Genomic DNA, 22,549 nt, shown 5'->3' on the forward strand with positions numbered 1-22,549 from the left:
AATTCCATTGTACAGCGGGCTATTTTTTCTTGCCTGCGCGCACGGCACACTGCATGCCCTGAACAACCCCGCCATGCAACAACAAGGAGAATCGCATGCCACTCGCACTCTGGGCGCTTACCTTGAGCGCCTTCGCCATCGGGACGACCGAATTCGTGATCGTCGGCCTGATTCCCACCATCGCCGCCAGCCTGGGCGTATCGGTGCCCTCGGCCGGCCTCCTGGTCAGCCTGTACGCGCTGGGCGTCGCCATCGGCGCGCCGGTGCTCACCGCCCTCACCGGGAGGGTGCCGCGCAAGCACCTGCTGCTCGGCCTCATGGTCCTGTTCACGCTCGGTAACCTGGTGGCCTGGATGGCGCCGAACTACGAAGCGCTGATGGCCGCGCGCGTGCTCACGGGTCTGGCGCACGGCGTGTTCTTCTCGATCGGCTCGACCATCGCCACCAGCCTGGTGCCGAAGGAAAAGGCCGCCAGCGCCATCGCGCTGATGTTCACCGGCCTGACCGTGGCCCTGGTCACCGGCGTGCCGCTCGGGACGTTCATCGGGCAGCACTTCGGCTGGCAGGCCACCTTCCTCGCCGTGTCGCTGCTGGGCGTGATCGCCGTGGTCGGCAGCGCCATCCTGGTGCCGTCGGATATCGCCGGCAGCAAACCGGCGAGCCTCCTGACCCAGCTCGCGGTGCTCAGGAAACCACGCCTGCTGCTGGTCTACGCCATGACCACGCTCGGCTACGGCGGCAGCTTCATCGCCTTCACCTACCTGGCACCGGTGCTGCAGGAAGTCTCGGGCTTCGCGGCGTCGACCGTCAGCCTGGTGATGCTGGTATATGGCGTCTCGGTCGCGGCCGGGAACATCTGGGGCGGCAGGCTGGCCGACCGCCACGGGCCGGTGCCGGCGCTGCAGATCGTGTTCGCCCTGCTGGCCGTGGTGCTGCTGGCGCTCGCCTTCACCGCGCCGAGCAAACCGCTCGTGCTGATCACGGTGCTGGCCTGGGGCGCGGTGGCCTTCGGCAACGTGCCCGGCCTGCAGGTGTATGTGGTGCAGCGCGCCGAGCGTGACGCGCCGCAGGCGGTGGACGTCGCCTCGGGGCTGAACATCGCCGCCTTCAACGTCGGCATCGCCCTGGGCGCCTGGGGCGGCGGCCTGATCGTCGCCCACCTCGGCCTGATGGCCACGCCGTGGATCGGCGCCCTGGTCGTCGTCGGCGCGCTGCTGCTCACCACCCTGGCCGGCTGGCTCGACCGGCGCGACGGCATGCCGGCCGGGGCGGCCGTGCGCGGCGCCGCCACCACCCATTGACGATGGCGAGCCGGGTCAGCCCGGATTTCGCGCCGGCCCGTGGCGGCTTACCGGTCCGGCTTACCGGTCCAGTTCGGGATAGCGGCGGAAGATGCCTTCCTGGTTGAACGGGATGCGCCGTTCGGACGCGAGGTAGGCGGCGATGTTCGGCCGCGCGGCCACCCGGTTGCGTAGGCCAGTGAGCACCGGATGCTCCTGCTCGATCTTCTTCATCGCGTTCGGGAAGGCATAGCGCAGGCCTTCGATCACCTGGAACAGCGACAGGTCGGCATACGTCGCCTTCTCGCCCGTGAGGTAGTCGCGCGGCTCGGGGTTGGACAAGAGGCGCGCGAAATAGGCCATGAACTTGGGAATGCGCGACTCGACGAAGTCGGCCGAACGGCGCAGCGCCTCGGGTTTCTGGTCTTCGTAGTACAGCGCCGACGCGATCGGGTGATGGGTGTCGTGCACCTCGGTCACCAGGTCGGCGATGGTCAGCTGCAGCTGGTGCACCCACAGGCGGCCCGGATCGGTGCGCGGCGCCAGGCCGTGCTGCTCGCCCAGGTAGAGCAGGATGTTGGCCACCTGGCCGATGACCAGCTCGCCCGCCTTCAGGAAGGGCGGCGCGAAGGCCGGATACTCCTCGACGTCGAGCGCCGCCATCAACAGGTCGACGCCGCCCTCGCGGCGCGCCACGTCGACGTAGTCGGCACCCGCCTCTTCCAGCGCCAGGCGGACGAATTCTCCGCGTCCCTGGATGTTCGGCCAATAAAACAGTTCATACGCCATCTGCTTCCTCCCTTGCTGGTTGGTTCCGGCATTATCGATGATGAATGACGAAGTGCGGCGCGCAGCAAACATGGTAGTCTTGTCGTGCACGCCTAAAAATAACCAATAGTCAAACCGTCCAGAGAGAGCCCCCATGACTGATCACGCCCGCCTTGGTTCCCAAGCGCTGTTTGCACTTCGTCCGGGCACGAGTTGGCAATTCGGCACATAATTACAAAACAGAATTATTTGTTGTTCTTGCCGAGCATTGCCCGCAGCGCGCGCGGCCCGGCACGACCAAGCCCCTTTACGCCGAATGGAGCGCTCGATGATCTTCGCTCGACTTACCCAACGCTGGCATGCCCTGCGCTACTGGCGCGAGCACCAGTCCCTGTCCCGTCTCAAGCTGGTGCGCCCCCTCGGTACCGCGCCCGACAACGACCTGTTCCGCAAGGTGAGCGGCCGCGACTACCTGGCCCGCGGCATGAAAGTGCGCGAGCGCATGCGCTGCGTGCTGGCCCACTACCGCTTCGAAGAAGCGACCTTCGACAGCGCCTACCGGCAAGCTGCAACCCATGGCGGCCTGGTCCTGTGGCAGCACCGGGGCGGGCAAGAGGGTAGCGAAGGCAACTTCATCATGCGGCTCGAACATGCGCCGCGCATCGATCCGCAAGGCGAGCTGACGCTGTCCCTGGTCGTCGACGGCACGGTGCTGCACCGCCTGTCCTGGACCTGGGTCGAGGGCGCGGTGGTGGGCGTCGACCTGCCGATCGTTCCCTTCGTCACCCGCAACGCCGGCCTGTGGCGCGATGCCGGGGGCGCATTCGACGCCTTCGAGCGCGTATTCCCGAACAATTCTCCGAGCTTCTTCTGCTTTGCCGCCCTGCAGGGCGCGGCGCAGGCCCTCGGCTTCGACCGGGTGGTCGCGGTGCGCGCCAGCGCGCACGTGGCCTATGAGGCGGCGCAGGACAAGGCCTTCGAGAACGCCTACGACGGCTTCTGGCGCATCCTGGGCGGCGCCGAGCTGGACGCACGCAGCTTCGTGGTGCCGCTGCCGTTCTACCTCAAGCCGCTGCAGGACATGCCATCGAAGCACCGCAAGCGCGCGGCGCAACGGCGCGAACACTGGCGCGCCATCGGCGACGCGGCCCGCGTCGCGCTGCTGCGCCATATGGTGACGCCGGCCGCCACCCGGCCCGCGGCGGCCGAGGCGCCGTCGACCGCGAAAGCCTGAGCGGCGCCATTCCGTCTTGACAGATTCGCCACGGCGGCCCGGCGCCGTGATACACTCGCGACTCGCTAGGGGTCCTGGAACGCTGTTCCGGGTGAGACACACCCTTCGTACCTGATCTGGATAATGCCAGCGAAGGAAAGCGCAAAGCAGCACTCCCCTCGTTTGCCCTTCCCCCACGTTGGCTCCGGCTTTGAACAAAGCGGCGCGCCGCGTGGCGCGCGAAAACGAGCACACCATGACATTCACCTCGAAGCACACCATTCTCGCCTGCGCCATCGTGCAGGCGTTTTCCCTGTCGTCCCAGGCCTTCGCGCAAGAGACCGCCCAGCCAGCCGTATCGTCCGTCGTCGTCACCGGCAGCAAGTGGATCGCCTTCGACCGCGCCAGCGTCGGCGGCTTCACCGACGCGCCGCTGCTCGACTCCCCGGCCTCGATCACCTCGATCAGCCAGGCCCAGATGCAGGACCTGTCGATCCGCAGCGCCACCGACGCCGCGCGCTACGACGCCTCGATCGGCGACGCCTACAATGCGGTCGGCTATGCCGAGCAGTTCTCGATCCGCGGCTTCACGCTCGACAACGCCACCAGCTACCGCAAGGACATGATCGCGATCTCTGGCGACACCCAGATCCCCCTCGAGAACAAGGAACGGATCGAGGTCCTGCGCGGCCTGGCCGGCCTGCAGGCCGGCGTCGCGGCGCCGGGCGGGATGATCAACTTCGTCACCAAGCGCCCGACCAACGCGCCGCTGCGCCAGGCCACGGTGGAGGTGCGCGAGCGCGGCACCGTGTATGGCGCGGTCGACCTGGGCGGCCGCTTCGCGGACCGCCGCTTCGGCTACCGCATCAACGCCGCTGCCGAAGACCTGAAATCGTACGTGCGCGGCGCCGACGGCGAGCGCCAGTTCGCGTCCGCGGCGTTCGACTGGCAGGTCACGCCGGACGCGCTGCTCCAGATCGACCTCGACCACCAGCACAAGGCGCAGATCACGGCGCCCGGCTACCAGCTGATCCGCGGCGAAGTCCTGCCGACCGGCGTGTCGCCCAAGATCCTGCTCAACGACCAGCCGTGGACCAGGCCGGTCGACACCGACAGCAGCAATCTCGGCCTGCGCTTCGAGTACCGCCTCAGCGACGATTGGCGCGCCACCGTCAGCGCCAACAAGCACTGGTTCAAGCGCGACGACTTCACGGCCTTCCCCTACGGCTGCAGCAACGAGGGCGACGGCTACTATCCGGGTTACTGCTCGAACGGCGACTACGACGTGTACGACTACCAGAGCACGGGCGAGCGCAAGACGCCGTGGGGCCTGCAGGCGATGCTGCAGGGCCGCTTCGACACCGGCGCGGTGCGCCACGCCCTGACCGTGGGCGGCTCGTATGCCGAACGCCGCGACAGCTTCGGCGAATACGTCTACGACTACGTCGGCTCCAGCAACATCTGGAACCCGACCACGGTGCCGCCGGTCGCCGGCGACCGCGTGACCGGCCCGGTCATGGAACGCCGCAGCACCGAAGAGCGCTCGCTGTTCGTGCAGGACGTGATGACCTTGTCGCCCCAGCTCACCTTGCACGCCGGCGTGCGCTACGTGAAGCTCAAGCTCGACGCACTGGAAGAAATCGAGGCCGGCTGGGTGCGCGCGAAGGATTCGTTCGCGCTGCCGAACGTGGCGCTGGTGTATGCGCCGGCGCGCGACTGGCGCGTCTACGGCTCGATCAGCCATGGCCTGCAGTATGGCGGCATCGCGCCGATGGAAACCACCAACCAGAACACCGCCCTGCCGCCGAGCCGCTCGAAGCAGCTGGAGTTCGGCGTCAAGCGCAACGTCAACGAGCAGCTGGCGCTGTCGGGGGCCCTGTTCGAGATTCGCCAGGGGCTGGAATACACGAACGCCGCCAACACCTTCGTGCGCGCCGGCGAGCAGACCCACCGCGGCGTCGAACTGTCGGCGATGGGCCGCGCCACCCAGGACCTGAACTACAGCCTGTCGCTGATGGCGCTCGACACCGACCAGAAGGACACGGGCGACGCCGCCACCGAAGGCAAGCGCGTGACCAACGTGCCGGAACTGCGCACCACCGCCTGGATCGAATACGCGGTGCCGCAGGTGGCCGGGCTGAAGCTCGACGCGCAGTGGCAGTATTCGGGCAACAAGGTGTTCGATCCGGCCAATCGGGTAAAGGTGCCGGGATACCACGTGGCGGGCTTCGGGGCGTCCTACCTGCTGCGCGCGGGTGGACTGAACACGGTCATCCGCGCGCGGGTGGACAATGCCTTCGACAAGTTCTATTGGCGTGATGTAACGCAATCGCTGGGCGGCTACCTGCTGGCGGGGGCGCCGCGCACGTTCAGGTTGTCGGCGCAGATCGATTTCTGATCCTGGGATGACTGCGATGTCCTCGCGCCCAAACGATAGGCGCGAGGACATGCTCGCTAATTGCCGGAACCCAGCGCGATGGCTTCCTGAAGTAGCTGCACGGCCTTCGACAGCACAGGGCCGGCCATGTCATCGTTCTGCAAGGACGACGCGGGGCCTTCACCGAAGTAAAGCCCGTCCGAGACCAGGAAGGTAATACGGATGTTTCCTGATGTCGGTGGGGGCAGACGCTGCTCTTCCCATGGGCCAATTTTGTCGATGACGGGACGTGCAACAGAAATCAATTCCCTGGCCCGCAGTGCAATGGGCGTGCCCCCACCTTCGATGACAAGCACCTTCCCCGATTGATTCAGGTAACGCACACCTCCTTCGCTGAACGCTGCCAGCACATCCAGTCCCTCGGCGAGAGGAACCTCGACGATGACTCCCAGCAGCTCTTTTTGAGGAATTACTGCGCCCATCATGCGCAAGCGGTGGTAAGCGATCGCTCGTATCCTGCCCTCGTTCCCGTCGTCGCGGGCAATGTCCAAAAGGGTTGCCTCGTCCATAGTCTCAGCAACAGATAACGCCAGCGCCCCACCATCCCCCGATCCATCCTCATTCTTGAACAGCGCCAGATCGTCACAAAACAGCAGGTTGTACATGAAGTTGACGTGCGGCTCCGCATACGGGCCATGGAGGCCGACCGAATCCGCCGCGTTACCGAATGCCACCGCCGAGCCAGCTGCCGCGAAGAGTTTCTTGACCATTCCCCCTCCATGATTGTGCAAGCGGACGAAACAGAAGTCGCGCTGATGCATCCGCCATAGCTGTGCCCAAGCGAACGTTACTTGATGGATATGTCGACAGGAATGGTATAGATGACCCTCACCATTGTCGATGCAGGCTGAATCCGACATGGAGAAAGTTTGATGCAGGACGAAATGCGCACAAAAAAAGATCGGTCCTCGCATCGAGACGCGAACGCCCTGTCGTGTTTGCCAGACAGGGCCAAGCCGAGCCGACTGACCGGAGGCTGAACTTCAAGCACGGCGGCACTGCAGATGCCGGCGCTTCACTCAGTCCGACAAATCCACCAGCTTGCCCAGGCACCGCCGCTGGAATCCATTCAAGCCGCGGGTAATGAGAACGTCATCCTCCTCGATCACCTCGGCGTCGAGCAGCAGCCGCAGCTTGGCGATGCGGTCGCCCTGGGCCAGCGCCTGCGCCAGGTGCGAACCATCCGGCTCACCGGCCTGCTCGATCGCTTCCACCACCTCGGACGGGAAGTCCCAGTGGTTGGCGATCACCGACGACAGCCGGCGGCTGACCGCGAACAGTTCGACGCCGAATTCGCTGGAGCCGGGCACCCTGCCTTCGCAGATGCGGTCGGCCACCTGGAACGCGACCTGCAGGCCCAGGTTCTGCATCAGGCCGGCCAGGTAGGATTCGAACACGCCGGCCGCCAGGCCCGGCGCCATCACGCTGGCGGCGAATGCGCAGCGTTCGGAATGCTTCCACACATTCGGCGCCACCTGGCGCGCCACGCCCTGCACCTTGACCCGCACCAGCGGACGGAACGCGATGCGCGCCAGCAGCATGCGCAAGCCGTTCAGGCCGAGCATCGTCACCGCGCCTTCCAGGGTCTCGATCGGCGTCATCGGCCGATAGTAGGCGCTGTTGGCTTCGCGGATCACTTCGGCCACCAGCACCAGGTCGCGCCCGACCTGGGCCGACAGCGCGGTGGTCGAGATGTTTTCGTCGGACAGCGCGGTGAGCAGCTGCGACACCAGCTCGGGGATGCGCGGCACCAGGCCGGACGCGCAGACCGGATCGTTCGCCAGCAAACGCACTTCTTCCAGGATCTGCGCTTCCTGGTCGGGCCTGGCGTTAAAGCCGCTCGAAGCGCTGAGCCAGCGATAATAAGTGCCGTCGACGTCGTTCGCCATGTCCTCGTCGTGTTCGATCGTCGCCGTCGCGCCGACGCTCGGCGCGGCTGGTGTCTCTTTTTCTGAACCGCCCAACAAGCGTCCTATCCAGTTTTTCATAGCGCCCCGCCGTACATTCGAATCCGATGATTGTAATGCCTTCTAGAAATAAATAATCATCATGCGGCAAAGAATTATTGTCTGTTGTGACATCGGAAACCCGTTCGCGACAACTCCTGTGCGCCAGATCAAGCAATCGCTGTCAAACAGTTAAACAACGTCATAAAAATGATAACTTTTATCGTTCAAAAACCGATGCCGACAAGCGTCTGCGTTCCAGGGCTGGCCGTCAAGGCCGGCCGAGCAGCCCTTGGACCTGCCGCATCCGGTGCGGCAGAGCGCCCGCCAGCAAGGTGTAGGCGATGCCGCGTGCGGCCAGCGTCTCGACCAGCATCCGGTGCACCATCTGGCGCACGGCTTCCGATTCGCGCTGCAGGCCGTCCGGCTCCCACGGGGTGTCGGGCGCGGTGACGAAGGTCCAGGCGTAGTCGTGGCGCGCATCGAGCCGCGCCAGCTGCGCATCCACCCTGCCCCAGTACACACGGCTGTACAGCGCCGTCATCAGGGGCGTGGTGTCGCAAAACAGCAGGCGGCTTGCCGCCGCCGCCGCCGCGTCCTCGTGCGCGCGCTGGGTCAGCGCGATGCGGTACTGGTCTTCTTCGTACGGCACCCTTCCCAGGGTGTCGACGAACTCGCGCAGGTATTCGGGCACCCACAGCGTGCCGTAATGGCGCGCCAGGGCTTCGGACAAGGTCGACTTGCCGGACGACTCGGCGCCGAGGATGGCGACCCGCTGCACCGCGTTCATGATTGTTCGCGCGCCGCTGCCTGCCAGGTGCGCAGGCCGGCGATCGCCAGCAGCACGAACACGCCATACAGCACGGCGGTCAGCACCAGGCCCTTATACAGGTAGAGGCCCACGTACAGGATATCGACCGCGATCCACACATGCCAGTTCTCGACCTTCTTCTTCGCCAGCAGCAGCTGGCCGACCAGGCTGCCGGCGGTCAGGAAGCCGTCGGCGTGCGGCACGTCGGTGTCGGTGAAGTTGTCGAGGAAGGTCGACAGCAGCACGAAGCCGGCCAGCCAGGCGGCCAGCGACCAGGCGCGCCCGTTCGGTCTCAGGAAGGCCGGGCGCAGCGGCGCCGCAACCGCCCCTGCGGCGCCATGCAGCCACTGGTACCAGCCCCAGACCGAGGCCGCGATGAACACGAACTGCAACCCCATGTCGCCGTACAGGCGGGCCTCGTAGAACACCACCGCATAGGTCGCGGAGGAGGCGATCGAGAACAGCCAGGCCCAGTGCTTCTGGAAGATGTTGAGCACCACGGTGGTGGCGGCCAGCAGGAACGAGATCAGCTCCAGGGGCGAAGTCGTGAGGCCGGCGAGGATAAGGGGTTCGTTCATTCTTGTCGACAGAACAACCGTCGTCCCCGCGCAGGCGGGGACCCAAGTGCTCCAGGCGCAGTCGCAACGCTTGCAAAATTGGGTCCCCGCCTCCGCGGGGACGACGTGCAGATGATTGTGGCCGAAATCACTTCTTCGGATACTTGATCGTCATTTCCTTGAGCAGGTTGTCGGCATGGTCGACTTCCTTCATCACCCACAGCATGTAGCGGATGTCGACGTGGATCGCGCGCGTGATGGCGGTGTCGAAGTACCAGTCCTTGGTGATCGATTCATAGGTCGAATCGAAGTTCAGACCAACCAGTTCGCCCTTCCCGTTCATCACGGCCGACCCCGAGTTGCCACCGGTGGTGTCGGCGCTCGACAGGAAGTTGACCGGCACCGTGCCCAGCGCCGGGTCCTTGAACACGCCGTAGCGCCTGGCCTGAACCGCTTCCTTGAGCGCGGCCGGCACGATGAACGGATCCTTGCCGGTCTCCTTCTCCAGGATGCCTTCGAGCGTGGTGAACGGTCCCTTGACCAGGCCGTCGCGCGGCGAGAAAGGCGACACCGTGCCGTAGGTCACGCGCAGGGTCGAGTTGGCGTCCGGGTAGACCGGTTTGCCCTGCGATTTCTTCCATGCGATCACGGCCGCCATGTAGCGCGGGATCACGCGTTCGAGGTTGCCGTCGATCTCGTTGCGGCGCTCTTCCAGCGCCATGCCGGCGTCGTGCAGGCGCACCGCGAGCGCGATGAACGGATCGCTCGACTGGCGGAAGGCGTCGACGTCCTTGCCGATCCAGGCCAGGCGCGTGGCGGTATCCGACAGCGCGCTGGCCTTATACATACCAGGCAGCGCATCCGGCGCCGGCAGCAGCGCGTCCAGGCCTTGCGGGCGTACCTCGGCGTCGATGCGGGCATAGCGCGCCAGGGCGGCGGCGTAGCGCGCCTGGTCCACGCCCGGCACGAACGACTGCTCCAGGCGGGTCAGGCGCGCCTTGATGAAACCGAGGTCGCGTTCCTGGTAGCCGCTTTCGCGCTCGGCGTCGGGCTTGCCGCGTTCCAGCGCCAGGCGGTACAGGGTGCGCGCGCTCTTGAGCAGGTCGCTGTGGGTCGCTTCGAGCCAGGCGGCTTCCTGGCGCTGCAGCGCCATGTCCTGGGCGATCACCGCGTCCAGTTCGGACAGCAGGCCGGCGTTGCCGTCCGCATGCGCCTTCTGCCAGGCGCGGAACCCGGCGTCCTGCACGTCCTTGATGGCGGCGATGTCCTTGCGCGCAAAACCGTCGAGCAGGCCCCTGGTCTTCTTGAGCACGTTGTTCAGGCCCTTGTCGACGCTCGCATACGCCACGCCCCAGGCCGGATTGCCCTGGGTCGCGGCGGCGATCACCGCCAGGTCGGCGCTGATGCTCGCGGCCTTGGCCGGCAGGTCGACGTCGCGCGCGAAACGGATCTCGCTCGGCAGCTTGTAGCGGCTGGTGCGGCCGGGATATCCGGCCAGCAGGATCGGATCGCCGTTCTCCAGCCCTTCGGCGGACACCACCAGGAAGTCCTTCGACTTGTAGGGCACGTTGTCGGGCGACGGATCGGCCGGACGGCCGTCCTTGCCGACGTAGGCGCGGTAGAAGGCGTAGTCGCCGACGTGGCGCGGCCACTCGTAGTTGTCGATGTCGCCACCATAATTGCCGATGCGGTCGGACGGCGCGTACACCAGGCGCACGTCGCGGATCATCAGCTGCTTGATGCGGTAGTACTCCAGGCCGCGGTGAAAGGCCGGCACCGAACAGCGCGTCGACTTGTCAAGTTCGCATTCGGCCACCAGGGCCTTGATGCGCGACTGGACCAGCGCGTGGCGCTCGCGGCCCGACATGGCCGGCGTGAGGCCCTGGAGCACGCGCCCGGTCACGTTCTCGACCTTCTCGGTGACGTACACCAGCGTGTTCGGGCCTCCCGGCAGTTCGTCGGCGCGGGTCCTGGCCAGGAAGCCGTCGACGATGTAGTTCTTCTCGGGCGTGGCGTTGCGCTGGATGGCGCCATAGGCGCAGTGATGGTTGGTCACCACCAGGCCCTCGGGCGACACGAAGGACGCCGAGCACCCGCCCAGCGAGACGATCGCGCTCATCGGATGCTTGCCCAGGTCGGCCAGCTTCTCGGCCGGCATGGCGATGCCGATGCGTTTCAGTTCGGATTTCAGCTGCGGCAGCTGGTGCGGTTGCCACTGGCCTTCGTCGGCGAAGGCGGCGCTCGCCGCGCCCAGGAGGGCGACGGGCAGGACGATCGATTTGAACAAGACAAGTCCTCGACATGAAAAAAGCAATGCGCGAGTATAGCCCCGTGGGTCATGGCCGTGTGATTTTCTCGGGTATTGACGGCCGTTCCTGCGGCGTCAATATCGCGTCAAATTGGCGTGGCAAGATGTCCCATCACGCAGAAACAAGGCAGGCAGACATGCGCACCGAGGCTCCGTTGTACCGGCACCAGGTCCTCTTCCTCTCCCATAGCTTCTTCATCAAGGACAACCGCGCCGAACTGCTGCTGCACGCGCATAAATATGATTTTGACATCCGTTTTTTCAGCGAAGTGGCCGAATTCACCGCCGCCGTCGCGGCCGACCACGGCGCCAGCCTGTTCGTGATCGACCTGGACGCCCTGCACAATATGCAGGCCGACCTGCACGACGGCCGCAAGACCCTGATGCTGGGCGAGCTGCTCGAACGGCTGCCGCGCCAGCACGCGTACGTCTATCTGCAATCGGGCCGCCAGGGCAGCCGCTTCCTGCTCCAGCAGCGCCTGGTGGACAGCAACTGCCTGGCGTATGCCGAAAAGCCGATCGCCAACGACGTCCTGGTCGACCGGCTGTTCAACCTGTTCGTCCGCGCCAAGCGCGGCGACCCGGTGTCGCTGGTTTACCTCGGCGCGCCCGGCGGCCTGGACGCGGCGGCGCTGCTCGCGCAGCGGGTCGACGTGGTCCACCACCCGGACGCGACCACGCTGCACCTGCGCGTCAATGCGCTGCAGCCCGACCTGGTCGTGATTCCCGATGACGAATACCGGCGCCTGGACGCGCTGGCGCGGGTCATGAAGAAGAACATCGCGGCCGATCCGGTGCGCGAGATCGTGCTGCTCCAGCGCCGCCCCGACGACGTTCTGGCGCGCCGCGCGCTCGGCGACGGCTTCGACACCGTCCTGCAGGCCACCGCCGGCCTGGTCGAGGCCCAGCTGGCCAACCGCGCCGCCCGGATCCGCGTCAGCAAGGACCTGATCGGCAATGACCGCGCCACGGGCCTCCTGAACAAGGTGGGCCTGCAGCGCAAGACGCAAGAGCTGATCCGGCAGGCCACGCTCGAGGACAAGCCGCTCGCGTTCGGCGTGATCGACATCGACAAGTTCAAGACCGTCAACGACACCTGGGGCCACCACTTCGGCGATATCGTCATCAAGCGCCTGTGCCTGTGCCTGGCGCCGCACATGGGCGAGCGCGACCTGCTGGCGCGCTTCGGCGGCGAGGAATTCGTGGTCGTCTTCTGGAACTGCACGCTCGACGCGGCCCGGCGCCGGCTCGACGCGCAGCGCCAGGCCTTTTGCGCGATCGATTTCGAGGTCGCGCCGGGCGAGGCGCGGCGCTTCTCGTTCAGCGGCGGCCTGGCCGCGTTTCCCGAATACCGCAGCGAAAACGCGCTGTTCCTGCGGGCCGATGCGATGTTATACACCGCCAAGGAGGCCGGCCGTAACAGGATTTGTCCGTAGGGTCGGCGGCTTCGCCGCCGACGCGGTGATGGTTGGCCGCCAGATCATTCGGCGCGAAATCGGCGCCGCAAACAATCGCCGCGTCGGCGGCATAGCCGCCGACCCTACGCAAGAACCGCGAGCTCGATCGCCTCGTACTGCCGGCGCACATCCTCCTCGCCATACAGGCGCTCCAGCCGCCGCACCACGAAATGCCCGCGGCTCATGTTCTGGAAATGGTCGACGAACAGCAGGTTGATGGTCGCGCCGCCCACGGCGCCCAGGGCCGGCACCAGCATCGCGGCCGCCTTTTGCGTCACCTGCACCTGGAAGCGCGCCGCCACCGCGGCGATCAGGCGCAGCAGGGCCGGCGTGGTGGCGGCATTGACCGACCTGGTCGCCAGCGCCTGGGCGGCTTCGCTCACCGCCCGCGCCAGCGCGATGCGCACCGTGAAGTAGCCCGACTCGGCGGCGTCGTCAGCGCCGCCCGGTCCGCCCATGGCCAGCACGCGCAGGCATTCCAGCCGGGTCTCGACGTCCTGCGGGCGTTCGCCATTGGCGCGCGCGATCTCGGCGATCGAGCGCAGCATGATGACGGTGGACAGCGGCAGGTCGACCAGGAGTCCCGGCAGGCCGAAGACACCGCCCACGCCACCCGACACGCCGGCCGCGAGCTTGTGCAGGCGCGGATACGCGATACGCGTGCCGTCTTCGGGCAGCGTCGACAGCGCGCCCGTCATCGCGTACTGCAGCGCATGCTCGGTGGCCCCGCCCACCCGCTTTTGCCACGCCGCCGGCAGGCGCCCGATGGCTGATTCGATCGGCGAGCCGACCAGGTTGCTGATGCGCGCGGCCAAGCCGGGGTTCTCCAGCAGGCGCTTGGCCTCGTGCAGCTCGGCCAGGTGTTCGGCGTTCATGTTCATGGCAGTCTCCTCTCGAAAAAAGGCGATGCGATGCAGCGTCTCAGCCCGGCAAATCGGTCAGCTTGCCCAGGCAACGGCGCTCGAAACTATCGAGTCCTTCGGTGACGAGCACGTCGTCGTCAGGCACCACATGGGCGTCGAGCAGTATCCGCAGCTTGGCGATCCGGTCGCCGCGCTCGAGCGTGCGCGCCAGCGGCGAGGCGTCCGGGCGGCCGACGCCGGCGATCCCTTCCACCACCTCGGACGGGAACTCCCAGTGGGCGGCGATGGTCGACGACAGGCCGCGGCTGACGTCGAACAGGCGCCGGCCGAAGTCGCTGGAGCCGGGGATCTTGCCGCTCTCGACCGCCCGCTCGGCCAGGCGGAAGGCCACCACCAGCCCCAGGTTCTGCATCAGCCCGGCCAGGTAGGCTTCGAACACGCCGGCGCCCAGGCCCGGCGCCATCAGGCTCGCGGCCAGCGCGCATTTCTCCGACTGGTTCCATACCTGCGGCGCCGCATGGCGTGCGAAGCCCTGGTCGGCCATCCTGATCAGGGGCCGGAAGGCGATCCGGGCCAGCAGCATGCGCAGGCCGTTCTGGCCGATCATCATCAGGGCGGCGTCGAGCGACTTCACCGCCTGCAGCGGCCGATAGTAGGCGCTGTTGGCCTCGCGGATCACCTCGGCCACCAGCACCAGGTCCTGCTCGACCTGGCGCGCCAGGTCTCCGGTCGAGACCTCGTCGCCGGCCAGGTCGCGCAGCAGCTTCGGGATCAGCTCGGGCACGCGCGGCACCAGGCCGCTGGCGGCCAGCGGGTCGGCCGCCAGGGTGCGCACCAGGTCGAGGATGTGCTCCTCGACCTCCGCTCCCGCCTGGAATCCGCCGGACACGGTCAGCCAGCGGTAATAGGCGGCGTCGACCTGGACGCCATAGTCATCCTCCATCTCGTCCGCCCGCACGGCGGCGTCGGCGGGGTCGGGCGCCCTGTCGGCGCCGCTCAACATGCGATTGATCCAGTTTTTCATGGCGAGTGCCTGACTATCGATAATCGCAGCATTGTAATGCCTCACGCATCCCTTGCACCTCTTACCGCGCGGCGTCGGCCAGCGTTTGTTCCTGCCAGCCGCCGCCCAGCGCCTGGATCAGCGACACCGCCGCCGTCTGACGGTCGGCCTGCACCTGCACCAGCGAGCGGCGCGCGGACAGCGCCGTCACCTGGGCCTGCACCACCTCGGTATAGCCCACCTGCCCCGCCTTGTAGCGGTTCAGGATCTGCTCTTCGACCAGCCCGGCCGCCTCGGCCGCCTCGGCCCGCAGCTGCTGCTGCTGTTCCAGCACGCGGGTGGCGGCCAGGCCGTTCTCGACGGCGCCGAAGGCGTCCAGGACCACCTGGCGGTAGCGCGCCACGGTCGCCCGGTGGCGCGCCTCGGCGCCTGCGACGCTGGCGCGGGTGGCGCCGGCATTGAAGATGGTCTGGGCCGCCGACAGGCCGAACGACCAGGCCGCGGCGGACGCCGAGAACAGGTCGCCCACGCGGTTGCTGGTGTTGCCATAGGAAGCGGACAGGCCAAAGTTCGGGAAGTAGGCCGAGCGCGCGACGCCGATGTCGGCATTGGCCGCCGCCACGTCGCGTTCGGCGGCGGCGATGTCGGGACGGCGCTGCAGCAGGGTCGAGGGCACGCCGACCGGCACGTCCGGCACCGACACATGCCAGGGCGCCGGCGGCAAGGAAAAGCTCGACGGGGTCCGGCCGACCAGCACCGCGATCGCGTGCTCGAGCTGGGCGCGCTGGTTCTGCAGCCCGAGCGCCTCGCTGCGCGCATTGGCGAGCTGGGTCTGGGCCTGCAGCACGTCGGAGCGCGCCGCGATGCCCGCCTCGAACCGGTTCGAGGTGATTTGCAACACGCGCTCGTACCCTTCGATGGTCGAGGCCAGCATTTCGCGCTGGGCGTCGGTCTGGCGCAGCGAAAAATAGTTGATCGCCAGCTCGCCCTGGGCCGCGAGGACGGCGCTGGCCAGGTCGGCGGCGGTGGCTTGGGCACTGGCCTCGGCGCCGGTCACGGCGCTCCTCAGGCGGCCGAACACGTCCGGCTCCCAGCTGGCGCCGATCTGCAGGCGATAGGAACTGTTCGCGCCGCGGTTGACGCTGTCGTCGCCCCCGCCGATGCGGTCGGCGCCGGCTCCCAGCGACACCACCGGGAACAGCGAGGCGCGCTGCTGCGCCACCAGCGCGCGCGCCTGGTCGTAATTGGCGAGCGCCACCGCCACGTTCTGGTTCGCGGCCTGCACCTGCTGCGCCAGGCGATCGAGCTCGGGGTCCTCGAACAGGGTCCACCAGGGGCCGCGCTCGAGCGCATCGGCAGGCGCCGCCGGAACCCAGCCTTCGGCCTCCTTGTAGGCGCCCGGCAGCGCCGCGTCGGCGACAAGCGGGCTGGGCCGTTCATGGGCGGGGCCGACGGCGCAGCCGGCCAAGGCCGCAGCAAGGGCGAGGGCGAGCAGGGAAAAACGGAATGGAAGCTGTTGTCGCATAGTGGTCATGGTTTGGCCAGGGACGGGCCGCCCTCGGCTTCATGGGGGTGACGGGTCAGGTTGTGTTCATCGGGTTTGCGCGTGCGCAGCTTGTCGAGCAGGACGTAGACCACCGGCGTGGTGAGCAGGGTCAGGAGCTGGCTCGCGACCAGGCCGCCGATGATGGCGATGCCCAGCGGGCGGCGCAGCTCCGAGCCTTCGCCGAAGCCGATCGCCAGCGGCAGCGCGCCCAGGGCCGCGGCCAGGGTCGTCATCAGGATCGGGCGGAAGCGCAGCATGCAGGCCTCGCGCACCGCCTCGGTGGCGGAAAGGCCGCGCGCGCGCTCCGCTTCGAGCGCGAAATCGATGATCAGGATCGCGTTCTTCTTGACGATGCCGATCAGCAGGAATACCCCGATCAGGGCGATGATCGAGAACTCCATCTTGAACAGCAGCAGCGCCAGCACCGCGCCGACGCCGGCCGACGGCAGGGTCGAGAGCACCGTCACCGGGTGCACCAGGCTTTCGTAGAGGATGCCCAGCACGATATAGATGACGACGATCGCGGCCAGGATCAGGAGCGGCTGTTCCTGGCTCGATGCCTGGGCGGCGGCGGCCGTGCCCTGGAAGCTGCCGCGCACATTGCTCGGCATGCCGATGTCGGCTTCCGCCTGGCGCACCGCGGCCTCGCCGTCGGCCAGGGTGAATCCCGGGTTCAGGTTGTACGAGACCGTGGTCGCCAGTTCGCCGTCCTGGTGGCTGACGGAGGTCGGCGTGGCGCTTTCGGCAAAGCGCGCGATCGCCGACAGCGGCACCATGGTGGCGGCGGCGCTGGCCAGGGCCTGCCCGCCGGACGGGTCGCGCGCCGCGGTCAGGTAGCCGGTCGCCGAGGCCGCCGCGCCGGCGGCGCCCGCGGCGGCGGGCGTGCCGGTACCGGTGGCCACCGCGCTCGCGGCCCCGCCGGTCGGCCGCGCCGGCACGTAGACGTCCTTCAGCGCCTCGGGCGACTGCGCGTATTTCTGGGCCACGCCCATCACCACGTGGTACTGGTTCAGCTCATCGTAGATGTTCGCCACCTGGCGCTGCCCGAAGGCGTTGTACAGGGCATTGGTGACGTCGCGCGTGGTGATGCCCAGGCGCGCCGCCGATTCCTTATCGATGGTGACGTAGGTCTCGACGCCGTTCTCGGCCTGGTCGGTGTCGACGTCGACCAGCGCCGGCTGCGCCTTCATGGACTCGGCCAGGCGCGTCGCCCATGCCTTGAGGTCTTCGGCATTGTCGCTCTTGAGCGTGTACTGGTAAGTCGAGTTGCTGGAGCGCCCGCCCATGCGCAGGTCCTGCACGGGATTGAGGAAGATCGTGATGCCGGTGACCTTGGCCATCTGCGGGCGCAGGCGCGCGATCACGGCCTGGGCCGCGACGTCGCGCTCGCGCACCGGTTTCAGGTTGACGAACATGAAACCGCCGCCGGCGCGTCCGCCGCCGGTGAAGGCGACCACCGTCTCGACCGCCGGATCCTTGCGGATGATCTCCACCAGCTGGTAGATCTTCTTCTGCATGGCCTGCGACGAGATGCTCTGGTCGGCGCGGATGCCGCCATTCATCTGGCCCGAGTCCTGCTGCGGGAAGAAACCCTTCGGGGCGCTGGAGAACAGGTAGACGTTCAGCGCCACCGTAAACAGCAGGATGATCATCACCAGGAGTTTACTGTCCAGCGCCCAGTCGAGCGCATGCTCGTAGACGCGCAGGACGCGCGCGAAGCCACGTTCAGACCAGCGCGCCAGCCGGCCCGGCCGCTTGTCCGGATCCTCCTTGCGCAGCAGCCAGGCGCACATCATCGGCGTCGTGGTCAGCGAGATCACCAGCGAGATCAGCACCGCCGCCGAGAGCGTCACCGCGAATTCGCGGAACAGCCGTCCCACCTGCCCGCCCATGAACAGCAGCGGAATGAACACCGCCACCAGCGACAGCGAGATCGACAGCACGGTGAAGCCGACCTCGCGCGCGCCCAGCAGCGCGGCCTGCATGCGGTCCATGCCGTTCTCGATATGGCGCGCGGTATTTTCCAGCACCACGATGGCGTCGTCGACCACGAAGCCGGCGGCCACCGTCAGGGCCATCAGCGACAGGTTGTTGAGCGAGAAGCCGAGCGCGTACATCACGCCGAAGGTGCCCAGCAGGGACACCACGGTGGCCACCGCCGGCACCACGGTGGCGCGCAAGGAGCGCAGGAACACGCTGACCACCGCCACCACCAGCACGATCGACAGCACCAGCGTGAACTCGATCTCGTGCAGCGAGGCGCGGATCGAGTTGGTGCGGTCCGAGGCCACCGCCAGGCTGATGTCGCCCGGCAGCTGGGCCTGCAGCGAAGGCAGCAGGTCGCGGATGCCGTCCACGGTCTCGATCACGTTGGCTTCGGGCTGACGCGTGACCAGCACGATCACCGCCGGCTGGCCGTTGAACAGGCCCAGCGTGTACACGTTCTCGGGGCCGTCGAACACAGTGGCCACGTCCGACAGGCGCACCGCGGCGCCGTCGCGCCAGGCCACCACCAGGTCCTGGTAGTCGCTGGCGCTGCGGCCGTCGCCGCCGGCCGGCTGCGAGTAGATCTGCAGGCGGTTGCCGTTGCCCTCGATTTCGCCCTTGGGACGGTTCGGATTGCTGGCCTGGATCGCGGCGCGCACGTCCTCGCTCGAGACGCCATAGCGGTTCATCGCATACGGCACCAGCTCGACCCGCACCGCCGGCAGCGAGCCGCCGCCGATTTCCACTTCGCCCACGCCTTTCACCTGCGCCAGGCGCTGCTGGACCAGGTTCGACACCGATTCATAGATCTGGGCCGGGGATTTGGTCTTCGAGGTCAGGGCCAGGATGATCACCGGCGCGTCCGAAGGATTGGCTTTCCGGTAGGTCGGGTTGCTGCGCAGGGTCGCCGGCAGGTCGGCGCGCGAGGCGCTGATCGCCGCCTGCACCTCGCGCGCGGCGGCGTCGATCTGGCGGTTCAGTTCGAACTGCAGGCTGATGCGGGTCGAACCGGTGCTGCTGCTCGAGGTCATCTCGTTGACGCCGGCGATCACGCCCAGGCGCCGCTCCAGCGGCGTGGCCACGCTCGAGGCCATGGTTTCCGGACTGGCGCCCGGCAGCGAGGCCGAGACCGACACGGTCGGATAGTCCACCTGGGGCAGCGGCGCCACCGGCAGCACGAAATAGGCGGCGATGCCGGCCAGCGCCAGGCCCAGGGTCAAGAGGACCGTGGCGATCGGGCGCTCCACGAAAGGGCGCGACAGATTCATGCGCCCGCCCCTTCAGTCTTGTGGGGCGCCCTGCCGGTCCAGCGCCGCGCCGTGCGGTCGAAGGCCAGGTAGATCACCGGCGTGGTAAACAGCGTCAGCAGCTGGCTGAGGATCAGGCCGCCGAAGATGGCCAGGCCCAGCGGCCGGCGCAGCTCGGCGCCTTCGCCGGTGCCCAGCATCAGCGGGATGGCCGCGAACAGCGCCGCCAGGGTCGTCATCAGGATCGGGCGGAAGCGCAACAGCGCGGCCTGCCTGATGGCCACGAGCGGCGACTTGCCCTCCTCGCGCTCGGCCTCGATCGCGAAGTCGATCATCATGATCGCATTCTTCTTGACGATGCCGATCAGGAGGATGATGCCGATGATGCCGATCACGCCCAGGCCCTGGCCGCTGACCCACAGCGCCAGCAGCGCGCCGACGCCGGCCGACGGCAGGGTCGACAGGATCGTCAGCGGGTGGATGTAGCTCTCGTAGAGCACGCCCAGCACGATGTAGACGCAGACGACGGCGGCCAGGATCAGCCACAGCTGGTTCGACAGCGAAGCCTCGTAGGCGCCGGAGGCGCCGAGGAAGGTCATGCTGACCGAGGCCGGCATGCCGATCTCCTCGGCGGCGGCGCGGATCGCGCTCACGGCCTGGCCCAGCGAGGTGCCGGACGCGGTGTCGAAGCCGACCGTCGCCGCCGGATACTGGGCCACGTGGATCACCTGCAGCGGCGCCTGGCGCTCGCTGATGGTGGCGATCGCCGACAGCGGCGTCGGCTGGCCGGAACCGGTGCGCAGCTGCAGGCGGCCGAGCGCGGCGATCGACATCGCCTCGTCCTGCTGCGCTTCCAGGATCACACGGTACTGGTTGGTCTCGGTGAAGATGGTGGAGACGATGCGCTGGCCGAAGGCGCTGTACAGCGCGTCGTCGATCGAGGCGGCCGTGATCGACAGGCGCGCGGCGGTGTCGCGGTCGATGTCGATGAAGGCGGCGGCGCCTGCCGCGCCGGCGTCGGTGATCGCCGTGCGCAGCTCGGGCAGGCTGCCGATTCGTTGCGTCAGCCGGCGCGCCCACTCGTTGACGGTGGCCTCGTCGGCGCCCTCGATCGACAGCCGGTACTGGGTCGGGCCGCTCTCGGCGTCGATGGTCAGGTCCTGGGTCGGCTGCAGGAACAGCTGCAGGCCCGCCACATTGGCCACGCGCTGGCGCAGGCGCTGCATGGTCTCGAGCGGGTCGCCGCGGTCGGCCTTCAGGTTGATCAGCATGGTCCCGGTGTGCAGCATGGTGTTGTTGGCGGCGTCGACGCCCACGTAGGACGCCACCGAGGCGACCTCGGCATCGAGCATGATCTGGCGCACCGCTTCCTGCTGGAGCCTGGCCATCTCGGTGTACGAGATCGACTGGCGCGCCTGCACCCGGGCCTGCAGCTGGCCGGTGTCCTGGGTCGGGAACAGGCCTTTCGGGATGACCGTCCACATCAGGGCGGTCAGGACCAGGGTGCCCACGGCCACCAGCAGGGTCAGTCCCTGGCGCGCGAGCACCCAGCCCAGCATCACGTCGTAGCGGGCGATGACGCGATCAAAGAACGCCTGGAACCTGACGGCGAACCGGCCCGGCTTTTCTTCTTCATGGCTGCGCAGCCAGCGCGCCGACATCATCGGCACCAGGGTCAAGGAAACCACGCCCGAGATCAGGATCGTGATCGCCAGCGTCACGGCGAATTCGCGGAACAGGCGGCCGACCACGTCGCCCATGAACAGCAGCGGGATCAGCACCGCGATCAGGGACACGGTCAGCGAGATGATGGTGAAGCCGATCTGGGTGGCGCCCTTGATCGCGGCGGCCATCGGCTTTTCGCCTTTTTCGATGTAGCGCGCGATGTTCTCGATCATGACGATCGCATCGTCGACCACGAAGCCGGTGGCGATCGTCAGCGCCATCAGCGACAGGTTGTTGAGGCTGTAGCCGAGCAGGTACATCACGCCGAAGCTGCCGATCAGCGAGATCGGCACGGCGAGACTGGCGATGATGGTCGCGCGCAGGCTGTGGAGAAAAGCGAAGATCACCAGCACCACCAGCGCCACGGCCAGCAGCAGCTCGATCTGCACGTGCTTGACCGAGGCGCGGATGCCGGTGGTGCGGTCGCTCAGCACGTCCATGCGCAGCGCCGTCGGCAGGCCGGCCTGCAGCTCGGGCAGGCGCGCCTTGATCGCGTCCACGGTGGCGATCACGTTGGCGCCGGGCTGGCGCTGCACGTTGAGGATGATCGCCGGCTTCATGTTGGCCCAGGCGCCCAGGCGCACGTTCTCGGCGCTGTCGACCACGTTGGCCACCTCCGTCAGTTTCACGGGGGCGCCGTTGCGGTAGGCGACGATCAGGTTTTCATAGTCGGGGACGGTGACCAGCTGGTCGTTGGCGTTGATCGCATACGAGCGTGTCGGGCCGTCGAAGCTGCCCTTGGCGCTGTTGGCGTTGGCGGCGCTGATCGCGGTGCGCAGCGTGTCCAGCCCCAGGCCGTAGGACGCGAGCGCCTCGGTGTCGGCCTGGATCCGCACCGCCGGCCGCTGGCCGCCCGACAGCGAGACCTGGCCCACGCCTGAGACCTGGCTGATCTTGAGCGCCAGGCGCGTGTTCACCAGGTTCTGCACCTCGGTCAGCGGCAGGGTGTCGGAGGTGATGGCCAGGGTCAGCACCGGCGCGTCGGCCGGGTTGACCTTGGCGTAGACCGGCGGCGCCGGCAGGTCGGTCGGCAGCAGCGAGCCGCCGGCGTTGATCGCGGCCTGCACTTCCTGCTCGGCCACGTCGAGCGTCTCGCCCAGCGCGAACTGCAGGGTGACGATCGAGACCCCGGCGGCGCTGGTGGAACTCATGCGGGTCAGGCCGGCCATCTGGCCGAACTGGCGCTCCAGCGGCGCGGTGACGGTGCGCGCCATGACCTCGGGACTGGCGCCCGGGTACAGGGTCTGCACCTGGATGGTCGGAAAATCCACCTGCGGCAGCGCCGACAGCGGCAGGAAGCGGTAGCCGACCAGGCCCGAGAGCACGATCGCCAGCATCAGCAAGGCGGTGGCGACCGGGCGGTGGATGAAGGGAGTGGAGGGGCTCATGCCTGCCCCGGAAT

The 22,549-nt window shown here is 67.6% G+C and carries 15 protein-coding genes and 1 riboswitch; of the genes, 4 read left to right on the forward strand and 11 right to left on the reverse strand.

Annotation, left to right across the window (positions count from 1 at the left end; all coding sequences use genetic code 11):
* Positions 1 to 95: 95 nt before the first annotated feature.
* The gene (locus tag ACZ9AQ_RS07405) at positions 96 to 1,301 is read left to right on the forward strand and encodes an MFS transporter (RefSeq protein ID WP_429203077.1); all 1,206 of its coding nucleotides are present in this window, start codon (positions 96 to 98) and stop codon (positions 1,299 to 1,301) included.
* Between the two features lie 60 nt (positions 1,302 to 1,361).
* Here ACZ9AQ_RS07405 and ACZ9AQ_RS07410 read toward each other — a convergent pair whose 3' ends face one another.
* Positions 1,362 to 2,069 carry a glutathione S-transferase gene (locus ACZ9AQ_RS07410; protein ID WP_429203079.1) on the reverse strand — a complete coding sequence of 236 codons (708 nt, stop codon included), beginning with the start codon at positions 2,067 to 2,069 and terminating at the stop codon, positions 1,362 to 1,364.
* Positions 2,070 to 2,376: 307 nt separating this feature from the next.
* Here ACZ9AQ_RS07410 and ACZ9AQ_RS07415 point away from each other — a divergent pair, with 307 nt between their 5' ends.
* Entirely contained in the window at positions 2,377 to 3,282 is a 906-nt protein-coding gene (locus ACZ9AQ_RS07415; protein WP_429203080.1) for a DUF535 family protein, read from the forward strand.
* A gap of 57 nt (positions 3,283 to 3,339) precedes the next feature.
* Positions 3,340 to 3,437: riboswitch (TPP riboswitch) on the forward strand.
* An 80-nt stretch (positions 3,438 to 3,517) separates the two neighbouring features.
* Entirely contained in the window at positions 3,518 to 5,659 is a 2,142-nt protein-coding gene (locus ACZ9AQ_RS07420) for a TonB-dependent siderophore receptor (RefSeq protein WP_429203082.1), read from the forward strand.
* A gap of 56 nt (positions 5,660 to 5,715) precedes the next feature.
* On the opposite strand, the gene ACZ9AQ_RS07425 is transcribed toward ACZ9AQ_RS07420, so the two are convergent.
* The 5 genes from ACZ9AQ_RS07425 to ACZ9AQ_RS07445 all read right to left on the reverse strand — a co-directional run bounded on the left by ACZ9AQ_RS07425 (position 5,716) and on the right by ACZ9AQ_RS07445 (position 11,299).
* Entirely contained in the window at positions 5,716 to 6,408 is a 693-nt protein-coding gene (locus ACZ9AQ_RS07425; protein ID WP_429203084.1) for a hypothetical protein, read from the reverse strand.
* 309 nt (positions 6,409 to 6,717) lie between these two features.
* Entirely contained in the window at positions 6,718 to 7,662 is a 945-nt protein-coding gene (locus tag ACZ9AQ_RS07430) for an HDOD domain-containing protein (protein WP_429203086.1), read from the reverse strand.
* Between the two features lie 253 nt (positions 7,663 to 7,915).
* On the reverse strand, positions 7,916 to 8,434 hold the full coding sequence (locus ACZ9AQ_RS07435; protein WP_429203088.1) for an AAA family ATPase: 519 nt from the start codon (positions 8,432 to 8,434) through the stop codon (positions 7,916 to 7,918).
* A complete protein-coding gene (gene pnuC, locus ACZ9AQ_RS07440) occupies positions 8,431 to 9,033 on the reverse strand; it encodes a nicotinamide riboside transporter PnuC (RefSeq protein WP_429203090.1) in 603 nt (200 codons plus the stop codon). The genes ACZ9AQ_RS07435 and pnuC overlap by 4 nt, the downstream gene beginning before the upstream one ends.
* 127 nt (positions 9,034 to 9,160) lie before the next feature.
* Positions 9,161 to 11,299, reverse strand: a complete 2,139-nt coding sequence (locus ACZ9AQ_RS07445) for a S46 family peptidase (protein ID WP_429203092.1) — start codon at positions 11,297 to 11,299, stop codon at positions 9,161 to 9,163.
* A gap of 158 nt (positions 11,300 to 11,457) precedes the next feature.
* Between ACZ9AQ_RS07445 and ACZ9AQ_RS07450 the strand changes: the two genes are divergently transcribed.
* Positions 11,458 to 12,756, forward strand: a complete 1,299-nt coding sequence (locus ACZ9AQ_RS07450) for a GGDEF domain-containing protein (RefSeq protein ID WP_429203094.1) — start codon at positions 11,458 to 11,460, stop codon at positions 12,754 to 12,756.
* 104 nt (positions 12,757 to 12,860) lie between these two features.
* On the opposite strand, the gene ACZ9AQ_RS07455 is transcribed toward ACZ9AQ_RS07450, so the two are convergent.
* From ACZ9AQ_RS07455 to ACZ9AQ_RS07475, 5 genes are all read right to left on the reverse strand, one after another.
* Positions 12,861 to 13,658 carry an EcsC family protein gene (locus tag ACZ9AQ_RS07455; RefSeq protein WP_429203096.1) on the reverse strand — a complete coding sequence of 266 codons (798 nt, stop codon included), beginning with the start codon at positions 13,656 to 13,658 and terminating at the stop codon, positions 12,861 to 12,863.
* A gap of 40 nt (positions 13,659 to 13,698) precedes the next feature.
* Positions 13,699 to 14,664, reverse strand: a complete 966-nt coding sequence (locus tag ACZ9AQ_RS07460; protein WP_429203097.1) for an HDOD domain-containing protein — start codon at positions 14,662 to 14,664, stop codon at positions 13,699 to 13,701.
* A gap of 61 nt (positions 14,665 to 14,725) precedes the next feature.
* On the reverse strand, positions 14,726 to 16,177 hold the full coding sequence (locus tag ACZ9AQ_RS07465; protein ID WP_429203099.1) for an efflux transporter outer membrane subunit: 1,452 nt from the start codon (positions 16,175 to 16,177) through the stop codon (positions 14,726 to 14,728).
* Positions 16,174 to 19,443, reverse strand: a complete 3,270-nt coding sequence (locus ACZ9AQ_RS07470) for an efflux RND transporter permease subunit (RefSeq protein WP_429203100.1) — start codon at positions 19,441 to 19,443, stop codon at positions 16,174 to 16,176. The genes ACZ9AQ_RS07465 and ACZ9AQ_RS07470 overlap by 4 nt, the downstream gene beginning before the upstream one ends.
* Positions 19,440 to 22,535, reverse strand: coding sequence for an efflux RND transporter permease subunit (locus ACZ9AQ_RS07475; RefSeq protein ID WP_429203102.1), 3,096 nt, complete (start codon positions 22,533 to 22,535; stop codon positions 19,440 to 19,442). The genes ACZ9AQ_RS07470 and ACZ9AQ_RS07475 overlap by 4 nt, the downstream gene beginning before the upstream one ends.
* Between the last annotated feature and the right edge of the window lie 14 nt (positions 22,536 to 22,549).

It is taken from the genome of Massilia sp. UYP34 (assembly GCF_056279385.1).